Below are 26,679 nucleotides of genomic sequence, written 5' to 3'. Positions count from 1 at the left end.
TATAAATAATGGAGGGATTGTTCGAGATGCCGCAAACTGATTATCGTCCGTTATTGGACTCGTATGCATTTAGTAATGGAATTACCCTGCGTAACCGCGTGGTTATGGCACCTATGACGAATTTCTCTTCCAATGAGGATGGCACGGTCTCCGGACCTGAGCTTGAATATTATATCCGCCGCTCCAAAGGCGCCGGTATGGTTGTTACAGCATGTGTCTATGTAAGCCGGGGCGGCAAGGGCTTCCCCGGGGAGTTCGGCGCTGACCGCGACGAGCTGATCCCGAGCCTGCGCCAGCTGGCTGCGGCGATTAAGGGCGAGGGCGCCAAGGCCGTGCTGCAGATTTTTCACGGGGGACGCCAGTGTCCGCCGGAGCTGCTGCCTGACGGCCAGACCGTCAGCGCCAGCGATGTTCCGTCAGAGCTGCCGGGCGGCGGGCACGGACCTGTGCCGCGCACGCTGACTGATGAGGAGATTCAAGTGATTATCGCCGATTTCGGTGCAGCGACCCGCCGGGCCATTGAGGCCGGCTTCGACGGCGTTGAAATTCATGGCGCTAACGGCTATCTGCTGCAGCAGTTCTTCTCGCCGCATACTAACCGCCGCGAGGACCGCTGGGGCGGAAGCCTGGAGAAGCGCCTGAGCTTCCCGCTCGCCGTTCTGCGTGAAGTGAAGCGTGTGGTGGACGAATATGCATCCACCCCGTTCATTGTCGGCTACCGTTTCTCTCCGGAAGAGCCGGAAACACCGGGAATTACAATGGCTGAGACCTTCGCGCTGATTGATGCGCTTAAAGAAGAGGGACTCGACTACCTGCATGCCTCGCTGATGGAGCTGTGGTCGCTGCCGCGCCGTGGTACAGAAGATGAGCGGCCGAGAATCGAGCAGATTGTCGACCGCGTGGGCGGTGCCGTGCCGGTCATCGGTGTCGGCTCGCTGTACAAGCCGGAGGATGCACTGAAGAGCCTGGACACCGGCATTGAACTGGTGGCACTCGGCCGCCCGCTGCTGATTGACCCGGACTATGTGCAGAAGCTGGCCGAAGGCCGCGCCGCCGACATTGCGACCGAGCTGGATACGACAGCCCAGGCCGAGCTGGTTATCCCTGACCCGCTGTGGGGGGCCATCTCCCGTCCGACGGGCTGGCTGCCGCTTAAGGGATAGAGCGCTCAAGAGGCGTGCGTGCAGCGTGGCCGCTTGGGTGTTATGACAACGATGGCGGCCTGGAAGTGCACCGTTAAAGGGAAAAATCCCTTTAATGTCGCTGTTGGCGGCCCGGGAGTGTTGAATTAAAGGGAAAAATCCCTTCAATGGTGCTATTGGCGGCCCGGAACTGTTGAATTAAAGGGAAAAATCCCTTTAATGGAGCTGTTGGCGGCCCGGGAGTGTTGAATTAAAGGGAAAAATCCCTTTAATGTCGTTGTTGGCGGCCTGGAACTGTTGAAATAAAGGGAAAAATCCCTTTAATGGAGCTGTTGGCGGCCCGGGAGTGTTGAATTAAAGGGAAAAATCCCTTTAATGTCGCTATTGGCGGCCTGGAACTGTTGAATTAAAGGGAAAAATCCCTTTAATGTCGCTATTGGCGGCCTGGAAGTGTTGAATGAAAGGGGAAAATCCCTTTAATGGAGCTGGCGCCGGCGCTGGATGGCACGCTACTCTAGTCTCAGTGCAGGTGACCCGGCATAACTCTCCCCTGGTTCCTAGTTTCCGCCAGACTTAGTCTAAGCGAGAACAGGCGGAAAGAGATGGAGCCCTCCTCCAGAAAGTAAATAAGCATAAAAACAGCCCCCGGCTGAAAGCGTCCGCTTTTGCCGGGGGCTGTTTTATATCGCTAACAGGCGCTATACATCTGGAATTCCTGCAAAACTGCTGACTACCACGGCTACCATACCTGTCACAGTTACCGCGCATGCGTATCTGCTACAGCAACTGTCAGATTACTTTAACTAACCGGGATTTGGCCTGCCTGCCCTAGCTGCTGTAATTTGTGCAGCTCGCAGCAACAGCCCAAGTACTCTGGTCCACTCAACCGCCGAAGCAGTCGTAATCGCCGTACCGTCGTAACCGCCGAAGCCGTCGTAACCGCTGTAGCCGCTGTAACCGCCCAAACAGCCTCCACCCGCTTGGACTGAAACTAACTACTAATGCAATTACGGCAACATTCCCGCATCAGCAGGCGGCATCACAGCAATCTGCCGATCCCAGCCGCGGTTAGGCTTTTTCCTCAAACAGCCTGGAGATTTCTACGATTACATTTACAGCCTTGAGCATGACATCGACTGAAGCATACTCGAATTTGCCGTGGAAGTTCTCCCCGCCTGTAAAAATATTCGGCGTAGGCAGTCCCATATAGGACAGCTGCGAGCCGTCGGTACCGCCGCGGATCGGGCGGATTACCGGTGTGATGCCGAGGTTCTCCATCGCTTCGTGGGCGATATCGACGATATGGCGGACAGGCTCGATTTTTTCGCGCATATTGTAGTACTGGTCGTTCATTTCCAGCAGCACATTTTCATCGCCGTAGGTGGATTTGAACTCGTCGACAATGGCGGAAATATTCGCTTTACGGTTCTCAAAGCTTGCACGGTCAAAGTCACGGATGATGTAGGCCAGCTTGCTCTGCTCCGCCGTTCCCTGCATGGAGATCAGGTGATAGAAGCCCTCATAGCCGTCTGTGAATTCGGGTGCTTCGCCGGCTGGCAGTCTGAGATGGAAGGCCATCGCGATTTTGGAGGAGTGGACCATTTTTCCCTTTGCGGTTCCGGGATGGACGTTGACGCCTTTGAAGGTGATTTTGGCGGCGGCGGCGTTGAAGCTTTCATATTCCAGCTCGCCGAGCGGTCCGCCGTCTACAGTATAAGCGTAGGAGGCGCCAAAAGCGGCAACATTAAACTTGTGCGGTCCGCGTCCAATCTCCTCATCGGGAGTGAAGGCTACGCGGATTTTGCCGTGCTTGATTTCGGGGTGGGCAATCAGGTAGGCCATGGCGGTCATGATTTCGGCTATACCGGCCTTGTTGTCTGCGCCCAGCAGCGTGGTGCCGTCAGTTGTAATCAACGTATGCCCCTTGTATTCAGGCAGCTCCGGGAAGCTGTCCGTCCCCAGAACGATATTCAGCTCCTTATTCAGCACAATATCGCCGCCGTCATAATTTTCGACGATTTGGGGCTTCACGTTAGCTCCGGTAAAATCCGTAGCCGTATCCAGATGGGCCAGGAATCCGATTACCGGCACTTCCTTGTCAGTGTTCGCAGGCAGGGTAGCCATTACATAGGCATGCTCGTCCACGGTAACTTCCGTTAATCCCAGCTCCTGCAGCTCGTCCACCAGCTTGCGGGCCAGCTCCATTTGCCCCGGGGTGGAAGGGCAGGTATCGCTATCCTCATTGGATTGGGTATCCATCTGCGCATACGACACAAACCGTTTAATCAGTTCATCTTTCACAGGTAAGTCAGCTCCTCTTCATATAAAAACATATTAAGTACAGGGTGCCCCATACATAAGCCTGTCATTTGCCGCACAAACAGGCTGTCCGGAGTTTGCCGGTACAGCCGCTTCAGCCTGCCGCAATACTCGCAGTACTATATTATCATGTTCAGGGCGGGGACTCACCTTTTGGAGGGGAATAGCCTGAACGGACATTTCTCCTGCTCAATCCTGCCCGCCCGGTGAGCCGCTTCCGATTAGAGAGGCCGACAGCAGATAGCGTTCCGGTGCCGGACCGGCATAGCCGAACGGATAACAGGTGATCAGTGTAAGCACAGGTGTACTGCTCGGCTTGATCGCTCCCCGTTCCTCCCCGTCTACGATAATGCTGCCGGTTACCTCGTAAACGAAGGTTCCCTTCACCGTCTCTACCTCAATTAAGTCATGCTCCTTGAGCCTGCCGATTCCGCGGAACACGGTATCCCGGTGCCCGGCAAGTACGCTGTTGCCGTCTGCACCGATCGCTGCGCTTCCTGCATAATGCCCGGCGCCTTTTTTTAGCTGCGCCCGCTCTGTGCCCTCAAGAATAGCAACCCGCCGGTCCAGTGCAGGAAAATAAATCTCCCCGATAAGCTCACCATCAGCATATTTTGCCGGGGTACTCTTTGTTTGCACCGGCAATGTCACCATCCCCGGAGGCAAGGGGGTCTCATCCTCCGCTTGAATAGCAGGAGCTTGGGCTTCCTCCCTCTTTTTATCCCAATCCTCGAGCGCTTGGCTTGCTTCCGCAGGAGCTTTGACGATCTGCAGTACCGAATACAGCAGCACACACAAAGAGAGCACGAAGATCAGGCGGACGGCGGCAATGACAATCCCCGGGCGCTGCTTCATACTCTCTCCTCCAGCCTTTGTTATTTCTTTGAGTTCAGTCTGCGCAGCAGGATAATGCTTAGGATGGCAACTGCCATGCTGATCAGAATGAGGTTATACCATGGCTCAGCCGTGTCAGGCAGTTCATCACCGCCATTTGGCCCGGAGAGCGGAAGCTCTTCATCATCGATTGCGGTTTCCCCGTCAGACGAAGGGGCGGGTGTACTGCCGTTATCCGCGTTGCCTGTGTCCGGAGTCGGCACGGCTTCACCGTTATTTCCATCCTCTCCGCCCAGCGGAACAGGAGGATCTGTTACAGTCACCTCAACGGTTCCGGCCGTAGCCGATGGGGAGGCCGATGGTGAAGCTGAAGGCACCGGAGTCTGAATGCCGCCAGGATAAGCAGTGACAGCAGGTGTGGCTGTAGCTTCAGGCGTGCTGCCAGGTCCGTCAGTCGGTACCGGAGAAGCGGAGGCACCGGGTGTAGGACTGGCTTCGGCGGAAGGTGCAGGTGATGCCGAAGGCTGCGGACTAGGTCCGGCAGTAGGCTGCGGAACAGCAGAAGCCGTGAAAATAAAAGTAACACTGACGGACTTCCCCTGAAATTCATTGCCCGCCTGTATCGGGAAAATGACATCCATCTGTATGGATTCCTCAGCCTCTCCTGCTAATGAGCCGATTGCCACTCTGCCCTCAGCCTTGCTCATTACTCCCGAATAGAGCGTTACTCCCTCTTTTTGCAGCGTCATCTCCAGAATATTGTACAAATCGGCATCTCCGGATAGAAATTTGAAGTCTACAAAATAATCAATGGCCTGTGATCCCTCATTAACCATCGTGTACGCTGACGAGCTTTCATCTCCAGGCTGCATATTGTTCATCACTGCTGTGCTTGTTGAATGCGAGTTAACTGTGAGCTTGATGGTATCCTCTGCGCTTACTCCGCCGGCATGCCAGACTACTCCGGTTATAACCAGCAGGATATACACGCCAATCAGGGCGATATGCCCCTTTTTCTTCATCCGCCGACGCCCCCTTCTTCTCGAAAACCATGCTGCATGCCGCAGCTCGACAAAAAAACGCCCATAATTCGTAATTTCCCCACTGCTTGTCGAAAGAAGTGGTATTTTGAAGTACTACTATATTGGCAAGTATCTGAATACGGATTCGTTAAAAGAGTAAGGGGAGGCTAATATGATCTATGTATGTTCGTTATAACGAATAATTACAGTATAATCAATAAAGTTAACAATTAAAAACACCTTTTGAAGCCTTGTAACCGCAAAATCAGAATAAAAACGTTAATAAAACATTGTTATCGCCTAATTACTATGTATTATTAAATATTTCTTTAAAAATCATGAATTTCAGTGTGTGTTATTGAGAACGGATAATGGTTGTATTACAAAAAAACAAGACAGTTATCCGGACGGATAAAATACCCGCCCCGGTATAGCTGTCTTGCCGGGTTAATTGAAAAGATCTGCAGATTTAGTTTTCTTTGATAAGCTCAGCCACCAGCTCATACGAACGCAGGCGTGCCGTATGATCATAGATCTGGGAGGCGATGATAAATTCATCGGCCTCCGTTTCTTCGAGAATTTGCAGAAGACGTTCCTTGATAGCATTCTTATCCCCGGCAATGGAGTATTTCTGCTTATCCAGCAGAAGAGCTCTTTCCTGCGGCGACCACAGCGGCTCCATATCATCCACCGGAGGCTGAAGCTTGCCTGTGCGGCCGCGGATAATATTCAGGAACTGCTGCTGCTGTGAAGTAGCAAGCCAGCGTGCGGCGGCTGTAGTATCTGCGGCGGTAACCCCAAGTCCGACCATCACATGCGGCTTGTCGAGCACAGCCGACGGCTTGAAGCTGGTGCGGTATAAGTGCAGCGCAGGCAGCAGGTAATCCGGAGCAAAGTGGCTGGCAAAAGCAAACGGCAAGCCCAGCTGTCCGGCCAGCTGCGCGCTGAAGCCGCTGGAGCCGAGCAGCCAGATCGGCACGTTCAGTCCTTCGCCCGGTGTAGCGCGTACCCCGAGCGGGCGTGATCCGGCACCGTCCGGATCGAAGTAGGCCCTGAGCTCGCTGAGCTGCTCAGGGAATTCACTGCCGTCACTGCCCAGGCCGCGCCGCAGCGCTCTCGCTGCTGCCTGGTCAGAGCCGGGGGCTCTGCCGAGGCCGAGGTCGATGCGTCCGGGGAACAGCGACTCCAGTGTCCCGAACTGCTCGGCGATCATCAGCGGCGCGTGGTTGCTGAGCATAATTCCGCCTGAGCCGACGCGGATGCTCTTGGTTCCGGCAGCTACATGCCCGATAACGACAGAGGTCGCTGAGCTGGCAATACCGGTCATATTATGATGCTCCGCCAGCCAGTAGCGCTTATAACCCCACCCTTCGGCATGACGGGCCAAATCTAGTGTATTTTGCAGTGAATCCGCTGCTGTTCCGCCCTCTACAATCGGAGCAAGGTCCAGCACAGAAATCGGAATATCCCGCAGTTGCTTCACAATAATCCCTCCAAGTATGAGAATTAAGCGATTTATAAGCTTTCAGCAGTATTTGCAGCTGTAAATAAATCTACCCGAAAAGTATAACATGAAATAATAATATTTACACACTTTAAGTAAGTTTGTGGCGGCGGGAAAGCGGGGAATTGGTGGCGAACCGGGATTTGAATGGGGCAAATCAGAATAAGCAGGGCGTACAGAACAGGCAACTGATTTGCCAAAGAGGGCGGCCCGCTGGAATCATCCGCAGAAATCACGTGGAGAATAGCCAACATGGGTAAGCCTTTCATAAGCCCTGTATTCGTCCGTCAGCCATACTCCAGTACCACAAAGACTATTTCCCCATATTTATGTAAGCGCTTAATTTATTCTCTTGTCAATTTACGGAAGCCCTGCTATAATCGCCTTGAAAAGCTTTTCTAAAAAAAGGAAGTTAGTCCATGAAACCAACGATAAGAGATGTCGCCAGAATGGCAGAGGTATCAATCAGTACAGTATCCAGGGTCATGAATGCGCCGGAGACCGTCGTACCAAGTAAACGCAACAGGGTTATTGAAGCTATCAAAGAGCTGAAGTATCAGCCCAATGCGTTTGCGCGCGGATTGATTTACAAAAAGTCCTTTACATTAGGGCTGCTGATACCGGATATTGAGAATCTGTACTTCGCCGGTTTGATCCGCGGAATGCAGGATGCCTGTATTAAGCTCGGGTACAGTCTGATGATCTGTAATACAGACCGTGAGCTGGAGCGTACCCTGTCTTACATGGATACGTTGCATGAGAAGCAGGTGGACGGAATTGTGTTCGCAAGTGATGTGCTGTATCCGGAGTATTATGAGAAGCTTACGGATTGCCGGATTCCGTTTGTGCTGGTATCCTCTCACTCCGATGAGTTCGAGGTGCCTTCCATCGAGGTGGATGATGAGCTGGCTGCCTATGACGCAGTAAAATTCCTGATCGAGCTGGGGCATAAAGAGATCGGCATGATTGGCTTCAATCATGATAACTCAGTATCAGGACCGCCGCGTGCCGCCGGGTTCGTCAGAGCGCTGACAGAATGCGGGCTGGAGCGGAATGCCGGAAAGATTAAGTATGCCAATCACCGCTTCGAGCAGGCCTATCAGGCTGCGCATGAGCTGTTCAGCGATTATCCGGAGCTTAGCGCCGTATTCTGTGTAGCAGATGAGTTTGCAATGGGCACGATCTCGTACCTGAAGGACCGCAATATTCTTGTACCGGGGCAGGTGTCGGTTGTCGGATTCGATAATCTGCGGATGTCCGGGATGTTCATTCCGAAGCTGACAACAATTGCGCAGCCGATCTACCAGCTGGGCTACCGGGCTGCCGAGAAGCTGCATGAACTGCTGACTACAGGCAATGTTGCTGTAATGAAAGAAAAAATGAAGCATAAGCTGATTGTAAGGGAATCCTCAAGGGAAAGGTAGCATGGCTTGCATAAATTGGTATAACAACGATGCACTTACTGTATATACGTAGTTCCGGCTATCTCCATCCAATTATGAAAAGCTTTTCAAGGCGAGCTAATCCTTACCTACACAATTGAAAACGCATACACGGAAAAGGTGAATTTAAGAATCCATTAAAACCATTCAGTTTATTCTGAAAACCTTTGCAAGGAGGTGGATCAGCAGCCGGACAACGCGGATTCCGGGGAAGTTGGAGCATAATGCAATCTCTAAATATGAATATAAGGGGATGTATGTACAATGAGAAGAACTCCAGGACGCAAGCTGCCGCTTGCAATGGTGCTGTGTTTATCGTTCACCATGATGCTAAGCGGCTGCGGCGGAAATAACAGTAATAATGCGGCGCCGACTAATAGTCCGGCTGCAACGGAAGCACCAGCTGCTGATAACAACAAAGATACGACAAATAATGCAGATTCTGCAGCAACTGGATCTCCGCTCGAGCTAGCGATGAAGGGCGAATACAAAGGAACCAAGGTCACAATGTTTGGGCCGTTCGTGGATGCCGACCAGGTGAAATTTGAGAGCAGCATCAAAGAGTTTGAAGAGAAAACCGGAATCGATATCCAGTATGAGGGCTCCAAGGAATTTGAAGCGACCATAAACATCCGTGTTGACGGCGGCAATGCGCCGGACATCGCCGACTTCCCGCAGCCGGGACTGCTTGCTTCCATTGCCAAGACCGGCAAGGTGGTTGACCTGACAGGCGTGCTGGATCAGGAGAAGCTGAAGGGCAACTACAATCAGAGCTGGCTGGATATGTCCACGATGGACGGCAAGGACGGCAAAATTATGGCCGGGATCTGGAACCGCAGCAATGTAAAGAGTCTGGTCTGGTATCCGAAAAAGCAGTTTGACGATGCAGGCTACACTGTCCCGCAGACGTGGGATGAGCTGCTGGCCCTTACCGAGCAGATTGCCAAGGATGGAGATCCCGCCTGGGCTATCGGTATTGAGAGCGGTGCAGCAACAGGCTGGCCGGCAACGGACTGGGTAGAAAATATAATGCTGCGTACAACATCGCCTGAGAATTATGACAAATGGGTTAGCGGTGAGCTGCCTTTTACCTCTCCTGAAGTGAAAAATGCCATAGAGGTGATGTCGAAGATTTGGCTTAACGAGGACTATGTCTACGGCGGGACTAAATCAATTGTAACCACCGCATTCGGTGATGCTCCGAAGCCTATGTTTGATAATCCGCCAAAAGCCTGGTTTAACCTGATCGGTAACTTTATCACCAGCTTTTTCCCGGAAACGGCCAAGGTAGATGTAGATTATGACTGGTTCTACCTGCCGCCGATTGATGAGCAGTACGGCAAGCCTGTACTCGTAGCAGGTGATATCTACGCCATGTTCAACGACCGTCCGGAGGTGCGTGCGGTTATGGAATTCTTCACTACCGGTGAATCCATTAAGTCCTGGGTGCAGTCGGGCGGGGTGGTTGCTCCGATGAATGATGCACCGCTTGACTGGTACCAGTCAGAATCTGACCGCCGGATGGCGCAGCTGGTGCAGGAAGCCTCAACCCTGCGGTTTGACGGCTCCGACCTTATGCCGGGCAAGGTGGGTGCAGGTACGTTCTGGAAAGGCATGACGGATTATGTGAGCGGTACAGCTACACTGGATCAGGCACTGGAGCAAATCCAGTCAGGCTGGAATAACTAGGTCAGGTGCAGCAGAAAGGCTATTAATGACGAAGAGGGGCAGACAGCAGCGCATTGCAGCCTGCCTCTCTTTTTCTTCTTATTAGGAGGAGCTAATATGGATGCACAAATAAAAGCAAAGCCAGGCGTTACAAGTACGCAGGCCAGGCAGACAATCAGTGTCAGGGCTATTCTTTTATCACTGGGTGTGCTGCTGGCGAACATTGTGGTGAACGGGCTGATCTTCCTCTTTTTCCGTGATTCCACGCTTAACCCGCTGGTTACTGCTGTGCTGGCTGTGCTGTGGGGCGTGCTTGGCGTTTATCTGATCTATTACACCCTGACCTGGGCGGCTGAGCAATATCCGGATCACATCCGCAGGAGGGTGCTGCCGTTTGTTTTTGTCGGGCCGGCGGTGTTGATTCTGGGCTGGCTGCTGATCCTGCCTGCACTGCGGACGCTGTACCTGAGCTTTTTCAATGCCTCCTCTGAAAAGTTTGTGGGCTTTGGCAACTACGCGGCGATCTTCAGTGACCGGCTGATGGCTACCGCGCTGCGCAATAACCTGCTGTGGGTATTTGTCGGAACGCTGGCCTGTGTGTGCCTGGGGCTGCTTATTGCCATTCTGGCCGACCGCAGCAGCTACGAAAAAATTGCCAAATCCATTATCTTCATGCCCATGGCAATCTCTTTTGTGGCCGCAGGGGTTATCTGGAAATTTGTCTACTATTATCAGCCGGGCGATGAGCAGATTGGACTGCTGAATGCAATGGTCACCTTTTTTGGCGGTGAACCGCAGGCCTGGACGAGTATGCTGCAGCCGTGGAACAACTTTTTCCTCATCATCATTCTGATCTGGATGCAGACAGGGTTTGCGATGGTTATTTTCTCGGCGGCGATCAAGGGGGTTCCCGACGATATTCTGGAGGCCGCACGCGTTGACGGCGCCGGTGAGATCAAGATTTTTTTCGGCATAATCATACCGTTCATTTCTACCACCATCCTGACGGTGACCACCACCATTATTGTGTTTACATTGAAAATATTTGACGTCGTCATGGTGATGACGGGAGGTCAATACGATACAGAGGTTGTTGCGACACAGTTCTACCGGCAGTTTTTCATGTACCGCAATTTCGGGTACGGCTCGACGCTGGCTATTGTGCTCCTGATCGCCGTACTGCCTGTTATTCTCATTAATTTGCGCCAGTTCCGTAAGCAGGGGGGATTCTAAATGGTGGGGAAAAAGAAAAGAAAAGGCGGAAAAACGCTCGTTAACATCGTCCTCGGCGTAATCTGCTTCCTCTGGCTGCTTCCGACACTGGGGCTGTTTATTTCCTCCTTCCGCCCGGCGGCGGATATTCTGCAGACCGGCTGGTGGAAGGTGTTCCCCCATCAGGAATGGACGGCAGGCGAGACGCTGCAGCTGTCCAAGGAGGTGGATCTGCGCGAGCCGATTGAGGTGAACGGCAGGACCTACAGCGATGATGAGCTAAAAGCGGGCGTGAAGGCAGAGGACAGCCGCCTGATCTGGGAGAACCGCAGAGCACGTACAGTTAACGTGCAGGAGCAGGGCTGGAAGACAACCCCTGAGCTGACGCTCGACAATTACAACAATGTGCTGTCCGGCAAGGAGTATAAGCTCAAGGAAGCCGACGGCAGTGAGACAACGCAAAAGGGTACGGGCTTATCCCAGGCCTTCTGGAATACACTGACGATTGCTGTGCCGGCTACCGTTATTCCGGTGCTGATTGCCTCTTTTGCCGCGTATGCCTTTGCCTGGCTGCGGTTTCCCGGCCGCAAAACGCTGTTCGTCATCATTATTGCGATGCTGGTTATTCCGATTCAGGTTGCCCTGATTCCGGTGCTGAAGGATTACACGGCGCTGGGGCTTAACGGCAGCTATCTCGGGATCTGGCTGGCGCATACCGCCTTCGGCCTGCCGCTGGTTACATATTTCATGTACAACTTTATCAGCCAGCTTCCTAAGGATCTGTTCGAGTCGGCGTTTATTGACGGTGCCAGCCACTTTACCATTTTCAGCAGGCTGATTCTGCCGCTGTCCGTGCCGGCACTCGCTTCGATTGGTATTTTCCAGTTCCTCTGGGTGTGGAACGATTATCTGGTGTCGCTGATCTTTATCGGCAACCAGCCGTCGGTGCAGGTCATGTCGATGAAAATCGCCGATCTGGCCGGCTCGCGCGGCAACGACTGGCATCTGCTGACTTCGGCCGCCTTTATCTCCATGCTGATGCCGCTGGCGATTTTCTTCCTGCTGCAGAAGTATTTTGTCCGAGGGCTGATGGGCGGCTCCGTGAAAGGCTAACCGTGAATGGAGGAGAAGGACTGTCATGAAGATGAAGCCGTATGAGCATCCGCCTGCACTATACCCGTACCGGGAATGGAGCCTGGGCGAGGATACCTATGAGGAGGAGTATAATCAGCGCAGCGAGAGCGTGTTCGCGCTCGGCAACGGCTATATCGGGATGCGCGGGAACTTCGAGGAGGGCTATCATGGAACGGCCGGCACTACGGTTGCCGGCAATTACCTGAACGGGTTCTACGACACCGAACCGGTCGTCTATCCCGAGGGGGCTTACGGGCTGCCTGAAGTTAACCAGTCGATGCTGAATGTGACCGAGGCGCGGATCATAGAGCTGGAGATTGAGGGGTATCCCTTCCGGCTGGACAGCGGGAAGGTACACAGCTGCCGGCGCTGGCTGGATATGCAGACCGGCCTCCTGCACCGCGAGGTCGAGTGGGAGTCGCCCGGCGGGCAGCGGGTGAAGCTCGCGATCCGGCGGATGGTCTCGCTGCGGCACAAGCATCTGGCCGCAATTGATTACGCCGTAACGGCGCTGAACTTCGCCGGCACGCTGCAGTTTGTCTCCGCGCTGGACGGGGAGATCCGCCGGTCCGAGGCCAGCGCTGATCCGCGGCTCGGGTCAGGCGGTGCCCGGCCGAGCCTGCTGCTGGAGGACAGCGGCTATGAGGAAGCCGCTGGGGTATTATGGATGCGGCAGCGGACGCGGCATACGCGCTTTGTGCTGTACACGGCGGCAAGCCACAGGCTGCAGGCGGCGTCGGGCCGCGGGCTTGCGCCGCAGCTGGACGGCCAGCGCATCTCGGCCGGCTATACGGCCGGGGTGCAGTGCGGGGAAACCGTTATATTGACCAAATATATAACGTATTACACCTCGAAGGATTACCCGGAGGAGGAGCTGCAGGATCGGAGTGCTGGTGTACTGAAGATGGCGGAAGGCTGCGGGTTTAACGGACTTGCGGATGAACAGCGCGCGTATCTTGATCAGTTCTGGGCACATACCGATGTGGAAATCAAGGGTGATCCGGCGCTGCAGCAGGGCATCCGCTTCAATCTGTTTCAGCTGCTGCAGTCCACCGGCCGGGACGGTGTGACCAACATCGCAGCCAAGGGACTTACCGGCGAGGGATACGAGGGGCATTATTTTTGGGACACGGAAATGTACATGCTGCCGTTCTTCACCTACACTCAGCCGGAGATTGCCCGGAAGCTGCTGGAATTCCGCTATGCCACGCTGGATAAGGCCCGGGAGCGGGCAGCGGTGCTGTCTCAGAAAGGGGCGCTGTATCCATGGCGCACCATTGACGGAACCGAGAACTCGGCTTATTTCCCGGCGGGGACGGCCCAGGCGCACATTAATGCCGATATTGCCTACGGGATTAAGCAGTATGTGCAGGCAACAGGGGATGTGGAGTTCCTGGTCAGCCGGGGGGCGGAAATCCTGTGTGAAACCTCGCGCTTCTGGACAGACCTGGGGTACTTTAATCCCGCGCGCGGCGGAGCCTTTTGTATTAACGGAATCACCGGGCCGGATGAGTACACAGCCATTGTTAATAACAACGCCTATACAAATCTGATGGTCCAGGATCAGCTTATTTATGCTTATGAGACAGTCCTTCTGCTCCAGCAGGAGTATCCGGCAGATTACGCACGGCTTCGCCAGTCCATCGGCTTGACTGAGGGGGAGGCGGAAATGTGGAGGGAGGCCGCTGACCGGATGTTTATCCCGTTTGATGAGCAGCTGGGCATTTACGCTCAGGATGATACGTTCCTGAGTAAGCGGAGATGGGATTTTGAGCAGACGCCTGCAGATAAATACCCGCTGCTGCTGCATTTTCATCCGCTGGTCATCTACCGCCATCAGGTATTGAAGCAGGCGGATCTGGTAATGGCCATGTTCCTGCTCGGAGACAAGTTCCGTCTGGTCGATAAAATCCGTAACTACCAGTACTATGAGCCGCTGACGACTCATGATTCTTCGCTGTCGCCCTGCATACACAGTATTATTTCGGCGGAGATCGGCGACCTGGCTGCAGCTTACGGCTACTTCGACCGTACGGTACGGATGGACCTGGATGACATTAACCGCAACGCAAAGGACGGGCTGCATATGGCTGCAATGGCCGGTTCCTGGATGTCGATTGTGAACGGGTTCGGCGGCCTGCGGCAGGTTGACGGTACGCTGTGCTTTGATCCGGCACTGCCGGAGCAGTGGCAGAGCTTCCGCTTCAAGGTTACCGCCCGCGGCCAACTGCTCGACGTCTGCATCGGCAGCGAAGCGGCGGTTTATACGCTGCTGGAAGGCAGCGGGCTGCAGATCAGGCACCGCGGCCAGCCTGTGCTGCTACAGCCGCAGCAGCCGGTAAGCCTGCTGCTGGCCCGGCAGCTGGAGGCTGTGATCTTCGATCTGGACGGCGTAATCGCCGGTACCGCCGGACTGCATGATCAGGCCTGGCAGGTGCTGTCCGATAAAAAAGATGCCGGCTGCAGGCAGCTGCTGGAGCAGCTGACGCCAGCCGATCTCCTGCCGGGAATCCTGGAGCTGCTGGATTCCCTTGCTCAGCGGGGCATCGCCTGCGGGCTGGCCTCGGCCAGCCTGAATGCGCCGCTGCTTCTGCAGCGGCTCGGTATCGGCAGCCGGTTCCAGGCCATCGCCGATCCGGCGGCGCTGCAGAAGGGCAAACCCGATGCGGAGATTTTCCTCACCGCAGCGGAGCTGCTTGGAGTCCCGCCGCAGGGCTGCATCGGCATTGAGGCTGCGGCGGCAGGCATCGCCTCCATCAAAGCCGCCGGCATGCTGGCCGTCGGCATCGGCAGCCGGGAGCAGCTCGGCGCAGCCGACCTGCTGCTGCCTTCTACCGCGGAGCTGACGGTAGAAAAGCTGCTGGCGCTGTTCGGTAGGAAGGTATAGCAAAGAGTCCCTCTTTACCCGCCAGACGGGGTGCAGAGGGATTCTTTGCTTTCTTCCGGAGTTGATTTGACTGGAAATTCTAACGGGAACAGCTGGTTTATGCTCTGCTGGAATACTGTGGCTGCCGCCAACGCCCCCGTCCATTTAGGTGGAAATACGCCACCTAAAAACGGAATTTCCGGGCTATATCAGTTTTAGTTGGATTTTTGCCATCTATTTCGGAGTTAATCTCCCTTTGATAAAGGGATGTAAGGTATTAGCTTGCTATTTTCCACTTAATCTCTAATTCTAGGGGTAGTCTGAATAATTAGGTTGCGGAAATCCGCTTAATTGCCCGTGAGGTTATCAATTTGACTAAAATGCAGGAGTCGGGCGGATCTATTTCGGAGTAATTAAAAGACACGGATATTAAGGCAACCACTCCTAATAATTAGGAGTGGTTGCTCGGTGTACGACTAAAGATCGTATGCTGTCGAAATAAACAGCAAGGTGTCAAATACTCGGTTACTCCCGATCAAAAGCGCTCATGAGCTGCAGGGACGGATATCCGGCGTATTCAAGCATAGCATTCGATTAATAATAGGCATTACAAGCGACAGATCTGCTCTGCTGCCATCAACGCCCCGCTGCCATCATCTCTAACCGTTACCCGGCTGCATCATCCCTTAGGCCGTCTCCCCTGCCTCTAACTCAACCGGCAGCACGTACTTGGCGGAGACCGGTGCGCCGTGCACCTGGCGGAGAATCAGATCGACGGCCAGCTTGCCCATGGCCTCGATGGGCTGGCGGATGGTGCTGAGCGCAGGCCCGAGCATGCTGCGCAGGGCGATGCCGTCATAGCCGACAATACGCACATCCTCCGGCACCCGCCGGCCATGCTCCCGGCAGGCCTTGAGTGCATACGCCGCGATGATATCACTGCCGGCAAAGATGCCGTCCGTGCCGGGCTGCTCGCGGAACAGCTGATCGAGCAGCCGCTCATAGGCCCCGACATCGAAGCTGTTGTCATCCGTATGCAGCAGCGTATACGGGATATGCTGCGCCTGCGCAGTAGCGGCAAACGCCTCAAAGCGCAGACCGGACAGGATATTCAGGCCGGGATGGCCGCCGATATGGGCAAGCTGCCGGCAGCCTTTGTCAATCAGGAGACGGGTGGCCAGCACGCCGCCCTGATAGTTGTCGGAGCAGACGTAAGGAATGGCGGGCGAAATCTGCCGGTCAAAGGTGACCAGAGGCAGATTCATCTGCTGGTAGGCCTCCACCTCCAGCGTGTGGCTGCCCATAATGATCCCGTCAACCCGGCTGGCGCGCAGCATATCGATATACTCCAGCTCCTTTTGCTTATCCTGCTGTGAGTTGCAGAGCAGGAGCTTGCAGCCGCTGTGGTAGGCGTGCTCCTCAATATAGCCGGTAAGCTCCCCGAAAAAAGGATGGGCAACGCTGGGGATAATCAGTCCGATAATATTCGACCTTGAACGGCTGAGCGAACGGGCCAGCTCGTTAGGGCGGTAATTCAGCTCGTCCATGGCCTGCAGTACCTTTTTTTTCAGTTCCTCGCTTAAATATCCCCTGTTGTTCAGCACCCGGGAAACGGTGGTGACCGAGACGCCCGCTTTTAGCGCCACGTCCTTAATTGTAGGCATGGTAAGCCTCCTGTCCTGAGCGGTTCTTAGCAGCTTTATTTTATCGTGCTGCCGGTGCCGGTGTCTATTTACGGGCCGCTTTCCAGCGCTGTTGATACATAATATAGATTGTCCGCAGATTCTCCCGTTTTTTGTATATTTTCTAGTTCTATATATCTAGCTATTTACGCTATTCTTTATTTCAAAAATTAGTGTTTCACCCTATAATTAAATATAAGAAAGTCACCGGTTACCGCAGAATTGATCTACTCCCATAAGCCTATACATAAGCAGCATGTCCCGAACTGAGCAGCATTTAACATTTTCCCGAGTGAAAGAGAATGGGGAAGGGGCCCGCCCGAATGAATTATTGTCGAAGCCTTCCGTTTTTTAACTTTGAGATGGATGAATGGGAGTGTGAACATGGACGTAAGACAAATCAATCTCAAGGTGTTTAACTGGCTCGTGCTGCTTATTTTGCTCTGCGGAGTGTTCGGTCAGCCTGAACAGGCAAGGGCAGAAGAGCTGCCGCCTCCCAATGTGCTGGTGCTGCACTCGTATCACAAAGGATTTGCCTGGACGGACGAGCAGGGAGCCGGCATTGAGCAGACGCTTAAGAATGCGCCCGCACAGCCGCTGATTTACAGTGAGTATATGGACTGGAAGCGTTACCCCGGCCAAGACAATCTGGAGCACTTCTATCAGACCATCAAGCTGAAATACCAGTCTGTCCATATCGATGCGATCATGGTTACGGATGATGCTGCGCTGAGCTTCGCACTGAAGTACCGCGGTGAAATTCTGGACAATGCACCGGTCATCTTCAGCGGTATTAATGAGCTGGGGGTGGAGAGCCTGGGCGATCCCGGCAACATTACCGGTGTAATTGAAGAGATTAACCCTGTCAAGACCATCGAAATGGCGCAGGAGATCAATCCTGATATTAAAAAGGTATACATTTTATATGACAATACAGAAAGCGGGCTGTCCACCGGCACAATGGTCAAGGAGCAGCTGTCCGCGCTGGACCCGGAGCTGCAGCTGTATCCCATGAACCGCTTCTCCAAACAGGAGATTATCGACCAGGTATCGGCTCTTTCGTCTGACAGTATCGTGCTTATGACTACATATTATAGCGATTCGACGGGGCGCACAGTAGAGTTTGACCGCTTTTCAGGCGAACTGGGTGAGAGCAGCAGTGTTCCGGTATATCATATCTATGATTTTGGCCTGAATCACGGTGCCTTCGGCGGCAGCCTGATCAGCGGCATGATCCAGGGGGAGACTGCAGCCGGTCTGGCCGTACGGATTCTGGAGGGCGAAAGGGCTGATGCGATCCCTGTGGTGGATAACAGCAGTGTCCGTAATGTTTTTGATTACAATGAACTGCAGCGGTTCGGAGTTTCTGCCGCACAGCTTCCGGAGGGCAGCGAGATTATTAACAAGCCGTTTTCCTTTTACGAAACGTACAAGGTGCTTGTGCTGAGTATTATTGCGGCCTTTGCCGTGCTGTTATCCTTTATTCTGATACTGCTGTTCTATGTACAGCTTGTGAAGAAGATCCGCAGCAATCTGGAAAAAAGCAATGAGCGCTTCGCGGTGGCGACCTACGGCTCGGATGCAGTGATCTGGGATGTCGATATGTCGAGTATGACCTATTATTTCTCGGACAGCTGGTATGAGCTGCTCGGCTACGAACGGGATGAGCTAAAGGAGGCCCGGAAGGGCTGGATGGAGCTTGTCCACCCTGAGGATGCCGATGATGAAAGCCGGCAGCGTGCCAATCATCTGGAAGGCCGCAGCTCCTATTACTACAGTGAATTCAGGATACGGAGCAAATCTGGAGAGTACAAGTGGCTGCAGACCAGGGGCAAGGTGCTGCGCAACTCCGGCGGCGGCTTCGTCCGGTTTGCCGGCTCCATGGTTGATGTGACCGACCGCAAGGGCTATGAGAGCAAGCTGCAGATGAGCTATCAGGAGCTGGAGTCCACCTATGAGGAGCTTACCGCCCTGCAGGATGAGCTGCTGGAGCAGTACAACAAGGTTGTGGAGAATCAGTCGCTGCTGCAGACGAGTGAAGAGAGGTACCGGATGCTGGCCTACAACGATGTGCTTAGCGGACTCCCGAACCGGCTGTCGCTGACGGAGGCGCTGGGTCAGTTCATCAAGGAGCAGACCGGCGGTCATGCTGCCCTGTTTTTTCTCGATATAGATAACTTTAAATATATAAATGATACACTGGGGCATACCTTTGGCGATGAGCTGCTTGTAAAAGTAGGGGAGCGGCTGCTGAAGCTGGGGGATGGCCGCAGCAAGCATTTCCGGTTCGGCGGAGATGAATTCGTCATTCTGTTCCAGGATAACAGGGGCTTCAGTGAAGTTGTTGCTTATGCAGAATCCCTGGTGCAGGGCTTCAAGGAGCCGTTCGAGCTGCATGCCAGCGTTGTGCATATTTCGGCCAGCATCGGCATCGCCCAATATCCGGAGAACGGGGGAAATGCGGAGGAATTACTGAAGAATGCAGATATAGCCATGTATAAGGCAAAGGAAGCCGGCAAAGGAACCTATGTCGTCTACGGACGGGATATGCAGCAGCATTTCGACGAGCGGATGGTTATAGAGACGCATCTGCGCGGCGCGATCACCAATCAGGAGCTGTCGCTGCATTATCAGCCGCTGGTGGATACGGCTTCCGGTGAAATCTGGGGGTTTGAGGCGCTGATCCGCTGGAACAGCCCGGTGCTCGGCTTTGTTTCACCGCTGTCCTTCATCAAAATTGCCGAGGACTGCCGGCTGATTGTCCCGATCGGGGAATGGGTGCTCCGGACAGCCTGCCGCTTCATAAAAGAACTGAACGGCAAAAGCCATGGAGGCTACCATGTCTCTGTGAATATTTCCGTTATCCAGCTGATGCTGGAGGATTTCACGGATATGGTGCTGGGCATTCTGCAGGAGACGGGCCTGCCGCCGGAGTGCCTGGAGCTGGAGATTACAGAGTCGATCTTCATGGAGTCGTTTGAGGAGATCAGCTCCAAGCTGGAGGCGCTGAAGACAAGAGGAATCGGCATCGCGCTGGATGATTTCGGGACAGGCTATTCCTCCCTCAGCTACCTGAAGCAGCTGCCGATTACAACACTCAAAATCGACAAATCGTTCATCGACAGCATCGATACACCTAACAATATGTCGCTGGCCCGCTCAATTGTCACCATCGGGCATGACATGGGGCTGGGCGTCACGGCTGAAGGAGTCGAGACACCGGAGCAGCTCGCTTTCCTGGAGCGGACCCGCTGTGACAAGATTCAGGGCTACTTCATCAGCAAGCCGATCCCGCAGAAGGATGTGGCTGAGTGGGTGAAGGAGCGGCGGGTAGGTTAGGCACGGGTTAAATGAAAAGGCTGCCGTCTCCGGGAAGAGACGGCAGCCTTTTATACATGCGTGACTTTAGAAGCTATGCTATAGCTATGCAGCAGCTCTAGAGGGATTGAGGTGCAACCGCCTCGGCCTCGATCTCAATCAGCAGCTGGGGATCAATCAGCGCCTTGACCTCAACCATGGTGGCAACCGGCTGGATGTCACGGAAGAATTCGCCGTGTGCCCTGCCGTATTCCTCCCACTTCGAGATGTCCGTAACATACATTCTGGTCCGGACCACATGGTTCATGCCGGCCCCGAGATCAGCCAGCGCCTGCTCAATGGTCTGCAGAATGAATTTGGTCTGCTCATAGGGATTGCCGGCAAAGGCAACTTCTCCATTCCGCATAGCGGTTGTACCGGCTACCTCTATCCGGTCCCCGATTCTTAAAGCCCGGCAGTAGCCCACGGATGATTCCCAGGGTGAGCCTGTAAATACCTGCTTGCGTTCCATTCCTGCATTCCCCGCTTTCCGTTCAATTGCGTTATAATCCAGCTACTTCAAAAGCCTGCGCACCAGACTGACCTTGTTGCCGTAAGGCGGATAGACGATGCCCGGATCAATCTTCGCGCTTCGTTTCACAACACTCTTGCGGTGTGAGAACAGGTCAAAGCTATGCTTGCCGTGGTAACCGCCGATACCGGAATTCCCCACACCGCCGAACGGAAGACGGGAGCTGGCGACATGGCTGATCGTATCGTTCACACAGCCTCCTCCGAAGGAGACATTGTCCAGCACCTTCTGCTCCGCCTGCTTGTCTTCGGTGAATAAATACAGCGCAAGCGGCTTCGGCCGCTCCTTAATATCGCTGATTGCCTCCTCCAGCGATTCATATTCCAGAATCGGCAGCACCGGCCCGAAAATTTCATCCTCCATGGAAGCATCGCTCCAGACAGCCGGATAGATCAGAGTCGGTTCAATATATAATTCTCCGGCATCCGCTGCTCCGCCCATAATCACCTTAGAGCGGTCCTTCTCAATCATCCCGGCTATCCGCTGGTGCTGCCGTTCATTGACGATCCGCCCGTAGTCCGGATTCTTCAAGGCATCCTCTCCGTAAAAGGCAGTAATCTGCTGCTTCATCAGACTGATCAGCTTTGCCGCAACCGAACGGTGAACCAGCAGGTAATCGGGCGCGATGCAGGTCTGGCCGGCGTTGATCAGCTTGCCCCAGACAATCCGCTTTGCCGCTGTTTCCAGATTGGCGCTTTGGTCAACAATGACCGGACTTTTGCCGCCCAGCTCCAGGGTTACGGGTACAAGCTGCTTGGCGGCAGCCTCCATAACGATTTTGCCGACCGGAACGCTTCCTGTGAAGAAAATATAGTCGAATTTGGCGTGAATCAGCAGATTGGTCGTTTCCTTCTCGCCCTGGATAACCCGGACATAACCGGGCTCAAAGGTTTCCCTGATCATGTCTTCAATAACTGCCGCGACGGCCGGTGTGCTCTCTGACGGCTTCAGGACGGCACAGTTGCCGGCGGCGAGTGCCCCAATCAGCGGCTCGATCAGCAGCTGGAACGGATAATTGAACGGGCCGATAATAAGCACGGTGCCGTAAGGCTCGCTGAGGATCAGGCTTTTGGAGGGAAACATATGCAGCGGTGATTTGACCCTGGCGGGCTTGGCCCAGCGGCGCAGATGCTTCATCATATAGCTGATGCTCTCCAGCGTGAAGCCGATCTCCGTAGCATAGGCCTCGAATTCGCTCTTGTGGAGATCCTTGCGGAGCGCTTCTATAATTTGTGGCTCATACCTGCGGATAGCGTCCTTCAGCTTCTGCAGCTGGGTGACCCGGAAGGCAGGGTCTTTCGTTGTTCCTTTATCAAAAAACTCCTTATGCTCAGCCAGTATCCGGCCGATGCTTGATGCAGTTGCTTCAGACATTGTGTATCCCTCCATAATATGTATCCGGATGGTTATTTGTCCGGGCCGGCGTTCTGGCTGTCGGTACGGATAAAGTCATGCATCGCCTTCCGGTTAAGCAGCGTTATGCGGCTGCCCTTGAATTCGATCCAGCCCGTGTCGCGCAGATAGCCCATTTCACGCGAGAGTGACGGACGTGCGGTGTTCAGATGCTCCGCCCATTCCTTGCGGCTGAACGGCAGGCGGATATGGTCTGAGGCCTGCTGCACTGCCTGCTCCAGCAGGAAATAAATCATCCGCCGCCGCAGGGGGCCTGCGGACAGCATCTCGATTTTGCGGTTGACGAGCACCAGCCGCTCGGACAGATTCTCAATAAAACGGGTCAGGATGTCCGTATCGGCAGAGAACAGCCCCAGCAGCTCCTGCTTGCTGATGAACATGATCGCGCAGGGGCCAGTGGCCGTGACGGTGGCCGGAACGAGATTCTCCTTGCGGAACAGCACGGCTTCACCAATGGTCTGTCCCGCACTCAGATGAGCGATGGTCACACCGCTGCCGGTCGGATGGGTTTTCTGTACCTCTACCCTCCCCGAGAGGATGATGCCGATCCGGTCTGCAGTATCCCCTTCAGCGAAGATCAGCATATTTTTCTGGTAGGAAGCTACCGTATAGATCATTTTGTGCAGGAGGAGCTCCAATTCTTCCGCGGACTTGCCCCGGAACAGCAGACAGGACTGCAGGACGGCAGGATCAGGTATCATTGGCTTCCTCCAAATTTAAATTTAATCGGTAACATCCGTTACCGATTGTATGGCGAAAGTCTACTACAATATTCAGTAACTGTAAAGGCGGGACGAACGGTGCCCTGCCAGCGAGACAATACTAATATTGAGGGAGTGAGCGCCAAGTGAGCAGCATGTTTTGTTTTCAATGTCAGGAAGCGGCGAAGGGAACAGGTTGTACCATTCAGGGAGTATGCGGAAAGACCAGTGAGGTAGCCAATCTTCAGGACCTGTTGATTTACACGCTCAAGGGAATCTCCATTTTTGCACGCAAAGGCCGGGAGCTTGGCATGACTGATTCCGTTACCGATAAATTTATTATAGAGAGTCTGTTTGCAACAATAACTAACGCCAATTTTGTACCTGAAGCCTTCACGTCCAGTGTCCGCAGAGGGCTTCAGCTCCGTGAACAGTGGAGCAGCCGGCTGAAGCTGGCCGGAGCGGCAGCAGAGCTTGCTGATCATGATGCGGCGACCTGGACGGCTGAGACAGATGAAGAGCTGATTGCCAAGTCAGAGACCGTAGGCGTTCTGGCGACAGAGCATGAGGATGTGCGTTCCCTGCGCGAGCTGCTGACCTACGGGCTGAAGGGGATGGCGGCTTATATGGAGCATGCGGCGGTGCTGGGCTTCGGTGATACAGGCGCACATGCTTTTATGGAAAAAGGCCTTGCTGCAACGCTGGATGACAGCCTGAGTGCCGGTGAGCTTACCGCTCTGGTTCTGGAATGCGGCAAATTCGGCGTCGATGTAATGGCTCTGCTTGATCAGGCTAATACAACCACCTACGGCAACCCGGAAATTACCAAGGTTAACATAGGCGTAGGCCGTAATCCGGGCATTCTGATCAGCGGTCATGACCTCAAGGATATGGAGGAGCTGCTGAAGCAGACGGAAGGTACCGGGGTCGATGTGTATACGCACAGCGAGATGCTGCCGGCGCACTATTATCCTGCTTTTAAGAAGTACAGCCATTTTGTCGGCAACTACGGTAATGCCTGGTGGAAGCAGAACGAGGAGTTCGCCAGCTTCAACGGTCCGATTCTGATGACTACGAACTGCATCGTGCCGCCTAAGGACAGTTATAAAGACCGTCTGTATACAACAGGCAATACCGGCTTCCCGGGAGTGCAGCATATTCCGGCTGGTGAGGACGGCAAGAAGGACTTCTCGGCGATTATCGCCCAGGCCAAGGAATGCGCTGCTCCGACAGAAATCGAAACCGGCGAAATTGTCGGCGGCTTCGCACATGCGGCGGTTATGAATGTGGCGGATCAGGTGGTTGAGGCGGTGCAGACCGGGGCAATCAAGCAGTTCTTCGTAATGGCGGGCTGTGACGGCCGGATGAAGAGCCGCAATTACTACACCGACTTTGCTTCCGAGCTGCCGGGTGATACTGTTATCCTCACCGCAGGCTGTGCGAAGTATAAATATAACAAGCTGGATCTCGGCGCAATCGGCGGAATTCCGCGTGTGCTGGACGCCGGCCAATGCAATGACTCCTATTCCCTTGTTGTTATCGCCCTCAAGCTGAAGGAAGTGTTCGGCCTGGACGATGTCAACGACCTGCCGATTGCCTATAACATTGCCTGGTATGAGCAAAAGGCTGTGATCGTGCTGCTGGCCCTGCTGCATCTGGGCGTAAAAAACATCCATCTCGGACCTACACTGCCGGCCTTCCTGTCGCCTAACGTGGTTAAAGTGCTGGTCGATAACTTCGGTATCGGCGGCATTACAACGGTTCAGGAGGATATGGAGCGGTTTATGGCCGTTGTATAATTCATAGTTATGTAAAAAGCCTATAGCAGCCCCGGCCGGAATCCGGCGGAGCGGAGCTATAGGCTTTTTGGTGTCTGCTCTTACGGCAGACGGTAGAATGCAAACGGCTCGCCGCTGCGGAACGGACGGCTCACCTGCTCCAGCCGCTCCAGGGTCTCCTTGTCCAGCTCCAGGACGGTGCTGGACAGGTTCTGCTGGACCTGACCGGCCCGGGTAGCACCGACAATGACGGTGGATACGGCTGGCTGGTGCATGAGCCAGGCCAGTGACAGGGCGGTAGGTGTGGTGCCGAGCTCGTCAGCTATCCGGCTAACCTCATTGCCCAGCTCAATCCGTCCGGGGCTGAGAAAACGGCTGAAGTTCGGATCGGTCTCTGCGCGCGAACCGGCCGGAGCCCCGCCGCTGTATTTGCCGGTCAGAATCCCGCCGGCAAGCGGGAAATAAGGGATGATGCCCAGTCCCTGGTCCTGACAGAGCGGAAGCAGCTCGTTCTCGGGCGTGCGGTCAGCGAGTGAGTAGCTGCACTGGATCGAAGTGTATCTCATATAGTTCCGCGCTTCACTGATGCCCAGTGCCTTCATCAGCTCCCAGGCGGCATAATTGGAGGCGCCGATGTAGCGGACCTTGCCTGAGGAGACCATATCATCAAGGGTACGCAGTGTTTCCTCAAGCGGGGTGTAGGGGTCAAAGGTGTGGATCTGATACAAATCCACATAATCCGTCTTAAGCCGGCGCAGGCTGCCTTCCAGCTCCAGCATCAGGTGCCGGCGCGAGGAGCCGCTGCTGCCGTCTGCCCGCGGCAAGCCTGCCTTGGTAGCCAGCACCGCGTCCTGGCGTCTGCCTTCCAGCGCCAGCCCGATAATCCGTTCTGATTCGGTACCGGCATAAATATTGGCAGTGTCGATAAAGCTGATGCCCTGATCCAGGGCGGTATGGATAATCCCAATCGAGGTTTTTTCATCGGCACGCTTGCCGAACGCGTTGGTTCCAAGGCCCAGGGCGGATACCTGCAGCCCGCTGTTGCCTAAACGGTTGAATTTCAAGACAGTCACTCCTTTGAATGGTTTAGTGACGGGTTCAGCCCGCCGTCTTCCGCGAACAGCTCCAAAGCAGTATCAATCAGCAGCCTGACGGCAATCGAGGCTTCCTCCAGTGAATGGACGGCAATATGTACATCGCGGTGGGCATCCGGTGAGAGCTCACGGACGATGACATTGCCGGGCGGTGCGAGCAGCGAAAGCTCTGAGAGCACTCCGACAGCCAGCCCCTCCTTGATCATGTTCAGTGCCGTACTGTAGCTGTTGACCACATATTTTACATTAAGCTCGCTGTCAGCCCGTTTGAACAAATCAATCACAGGGGGCTCATAGCCGGCCCGGCAGATCATCATCGGCTCCTGCTCCAGATCCTTTACATGGACAATGCTGCTGTGACCCAGGGGATGGCCTTCAGGCAGCACGGCATAGAGCTTCTCCCGGAACAGTGGTATCGTCTCGAACTCCTCCAGCGGCGGAATAATCAGCCCGACATCAATCTGGCGGGTCTCCAGCCACTCCTTCACCTCAGCTACCGAGCCCTCATGGACAGAAATGTCTATACCGGGATACCTGTCCGTAATGGAACGGATGATCTTCGGTACAAAGTACGCAGCGGCAACCGGAAAGGCGCCGATCCTGATGAGGCCCTTTTCCAGCCCCTTTTCTGCTGAGACCTCCTGCTCCACTTTGTTGAACCCGCCGAGAATTTCCCGGAAAATGATCAGTACACGCTTGCCCACCTCGGTAAGCATCAGCCCGCTGCGGCGGTCACGCAGCAGCAGCTTGACATCAAGCTCGGTCTCCAGGGCGGAAATGGCCCGGCTGACCGCCGGCTGGGTCATGTTCAGCTCCTGGCCGGCCTTGGTGAAGCTGCCGGTCTCGGCAATTTTGACAAATAAAAGAATCTGGTTATTGTTCATAACAAATATGGTATGCCCCTCATGATTATAATGCATTTCAATTATGAATACGGATATTGTATCATTTGGATTGACTAAGAAACAAGAGGTGAACG

19 protein-coding genes are annotated in these 26,679 nt (G+C 54.4%); 8 read left to right on the top strand and 11 right to left on the bottom strand.

Annotated features, from left to right (window positions below; translation table 11 throughout):
- Positions 1–26: 26 nt before the first annotated feature.
- Positions 27–1,163 carry an NADH-dependent flavin oxidoreductase gene (locus tag R70723_RS30230; RefSeq protein ID WP_039877815.1) on the top strand — a complete coding sequence of 379 codons (1,137 nt, stop codon included), beginning with the start codon at positions 27–29 and terminating at the stop codon, positions 1,161–1,163.
- A 782-nt stretch (positions 1,164–1,945) separates the two neighbouring features.
- Here the strand turns inward: R70723_RS30230 and R70723_RS33660 are convergent.
- The 5 genes from R70723_RS33660 to R70723_RS30210 all read right to left on the bottom strand — a co-directional run bounded on the left by R70723_RS33660 (position 1,946) and on the right by R70723_RS30210 (position 6,803).
- Positions 1,946–2,107 (bottom strand): hypothetical protein, encoded by a 162-nt coding sequence (locus R70723_RS33660; protein WP_156123859.1) that lies wholly within the window; start codon positions 2,105–2,107, stop codon positions 1,946–1,948.
- 103 nt (positions 2,108–2,210) lie between these two features.
- Positions 2,211–3,443: a peptidase T gene (gene pepT, locus R70723_RS30225; RefSeq protein WP_039877814.1), complete on the bottom strand. Its 1,233-nt coding sequence runs from the start codon at positions 3,441–3,443 to the stop codon at positions 2,211–2,213.
- Positions 3,444–3,650: 207 nt separating this feature from the next.
- Complete coding sequence (locus R70723_RS32480) at positions 3,651–4,316, bottom strand: sortase (RefSeq protein WP_052421524.1); 666 nt, start codon at positions 4,314–4,316, stop codon at positions 3,651–3,653.
- Positions 4,317–4,336: 20 nt separating this feature from the next.
- Positions 4,337–5,317 carry a hypothetical protein gene (locus tag R70723_RS30215; RefSeq protein ID WP_039877813.1) on the bottom strand — a complete coding sequence of 327 codons (981 nt, stop codon included), beginning with the start codon at positions 5,315–5,317 and terminating at the stop codon, positions 4,337–4,339.
- Positions 5,318–5,786: 469 nt separating this feature from the next.
- Complete coding sequence (locus R70723_RS30210; RefSeq protein WP_039877812.1) at positions 5,787–6,803, bottom strand: LLM class flavin-dependent oxidoreductase; 1,017 nt, start codon at positions 6,801–6,803, stop codon at positions 5,787–5,789.
- A 437-nt stretch (positions 6,804–7,240) separates the two neighbouring features.
- Between R70723_RS30210 and R70723_RS30205 the strand changes: the two genes are divergently transcribed.
- The 5 genes from R70723_RS30205 (at position 7,241) to R70723_RS30185 (ending at position 15,164) form a co-directional block, all read left to right on the top strand.
- Positions 7,241–8,245 (top strand): LacI family DNA-binding transcriptional regulator, encoded by a 1,005-nt coding sequence (locus tag R70723_RS30205; protein ID WP_039877810.1) that lies wholly within the window; start codon positions 7,241–7,243, stop codon positions 8,243–8,245.
- Between the two features lie 282 nt (positions 8,246–8,527).
- Positions 8,528–9,952 carry an ABC transporter substrate-binding protein gene (locus tag R70723_RS30200; protein WP_039877808.1) on the top strand — a complete coding sequence of 475 codons (1,425 nt, stop codon included), beginning with the start codon at positions 8,528–8,530 and terminating at the stop codon, positions 9,950–9,952.
- 96 nt (positions 9,953–10,048) lie between these two features.
- Entirely contained in the window at positions 10,049–11,164 is a 1,116-nt protein-coding gene (locus R70723_RS30195; protein WP_047171276.1) for a carbohydrate ABC transporter permease, read from the top strand.
- On the top strand, positions 11,165–12,256 hold the full coding sequence (locus tag R70723_RS30190; protein ID WP_039877807.1) for a carbohydrate ABC transporter permease: 1,092 nt from the start codon (positions 11,165–11,167) through the stop codon (positions 12,254–12,256). It begins immediately after the preceding gene.
- Positions 12,257–12,281: 25 nt separating this feature from the next.
- The gene (locus R70723_RS30185; RefSeq protein ID WP_039877805.1) at positions 12,282–15,164 is read left to right on the top strand and encodes an HAD-IA family hydrolase; all 2,883 of its coding nucleotides are present in this window, start codon (positions 12,282–12,284) and stop codon (positions 15,162–15,164) included.
- Positions 15,165–15,829: 665 nt separating this feature from the next.
- On the opposite strand, the gene R70723_RS30180 is transcribed toward R70723_RS30185, so the two are convergent.
- Positions 15,830–16,807: a LacI family DNA-binding transcriptional regulator gene (locus tag R70723_RS30180; protein ID WP_039877804.1), complete on the bottom strand. Its 978-nt coding sequence runs from the start codon at positions 16,805–16,807 to the stop codon at positions 15,830–15,832.
- Positions 16,808–17,209: 402 nt separating this feature from the next.
- On the opposite strand from R70723_RS30180, the gene R70723_RS32475 reads away from it, so the two are divergent.
- A complete protein-coding gene (locus tag R70723_RS32475) occupies positions 17,210–20,164 on the top strand; it encodes an ABC transporter substrate binding protein (protein WP_052421523.1) in 2,955 nt (984 codons plus the stop codon).
- Between the two features lie 97 nt (positions 20,165–20,261).
- Here the strand turns inward: R70723_RS32475 and R70723_RS30165 are convergent, their stop codons facing one another.
- The 3 genes from R70723_RS30165 to R70723_RS30155 are packed head-to-tail and all read right to left on the bottom strand — an operon-like array spanning position 20,262 to position 22,828.
- Positions 20,262–20,654 carry a RidA family protein gene (locus tag R70723_RS30165; RefSeq protein ID WP_039877802.1) on the bottom strand — a complete coding sequence of 131 codons (393 nt, stop codon included), beginning with the start codon at positions 20,652–20,654 and terminating at the stop codon, positions 20,262–20,264.
- A gap of 42 nt (positions 20,655–20,696) precedes the next feature.
- Complete coding sequence (locus R70723_RS30160; RefSeq protein WP_039877801.1) at positions 20,697–22,088, bottom strand: aldehyde dehydrogenase; 1,392 nt, start codon at positions 22,086–22,088, stop codon at positions 20,697–20,699.
- A gap of 32 nt (positions 22,089–22,120) precedes the next feature.
- The gene (locus R70723_RS30155; protein WP_039877800.1) at positions 22,121–22,828 is read right to left on the bottom strand and encodes a Crp/Fnr family transcriptional regulator; all 708 of its coding nucleotides are present in this window, start codon (positions 22,826–22,828) and stop codon (positions 22,121–22,123) included.
- A gap of 155 nt (positions 22,829–22,983) precedes the next feature.
- Here R70723_RS30155 and hcp point away from each other — a divergent pair, with 155 nt between their 5' ends.
- Positions 22,984–24,627, top strand: coding sequence for a hydroxylamine reductase (hcp, locus tag R70723_RS30150; RefSeq protein WP_039879495.1), 1,644 nt, complete (start codon positions 22,984–22,986; stop codon positions 24,625–24,627).
- A gap of 80 nt (positions 24,628–24,707) precedes the next feature.
- Here hcp and R70723_RS30145 read toward each other — a convergent pair whose 3' ends face one another.
- A complete protein-coding gene (locus R70723_RS30145; protein ID WP_039877799.1) occupies positions 24,708–25,670 on the bottom strand; it encodes an aldo/keto reductase in 963 nt (320 codons plus the stop codon).
- 5 nt (positions 25,671–25,675) lie between these two features.
- Positions 25,676–26,584 (bottom strand): LysR family transcriptional regulator, encoded by a 909-nt coding sequence (locus R70723_RS30140; protein WP_047171275.1) that lies wholly within the window; start codon positions 26,582–26,584, stop codon positions 25,676–25,678.
- Between the last annotated feature and the right edge of the window lie 95 nt (positions 26,585–26,679).

Origin of the sequence: Paenibacillus sp. FSL R7-0273 (genome assembly GCF_000758625.1) — a bacterium.
Classification (GTDB): domain Bacteria; phylum Bacillota; class Bacilli; order Paenibacillales; family Paenibacillaceae; genus Paenibacillus_AQ.
The sequence above is the reverse complement of the archived record's forward strand: the minus strand, read 5'-3'. Positions and strand labels throughout refer to the sequence as shown.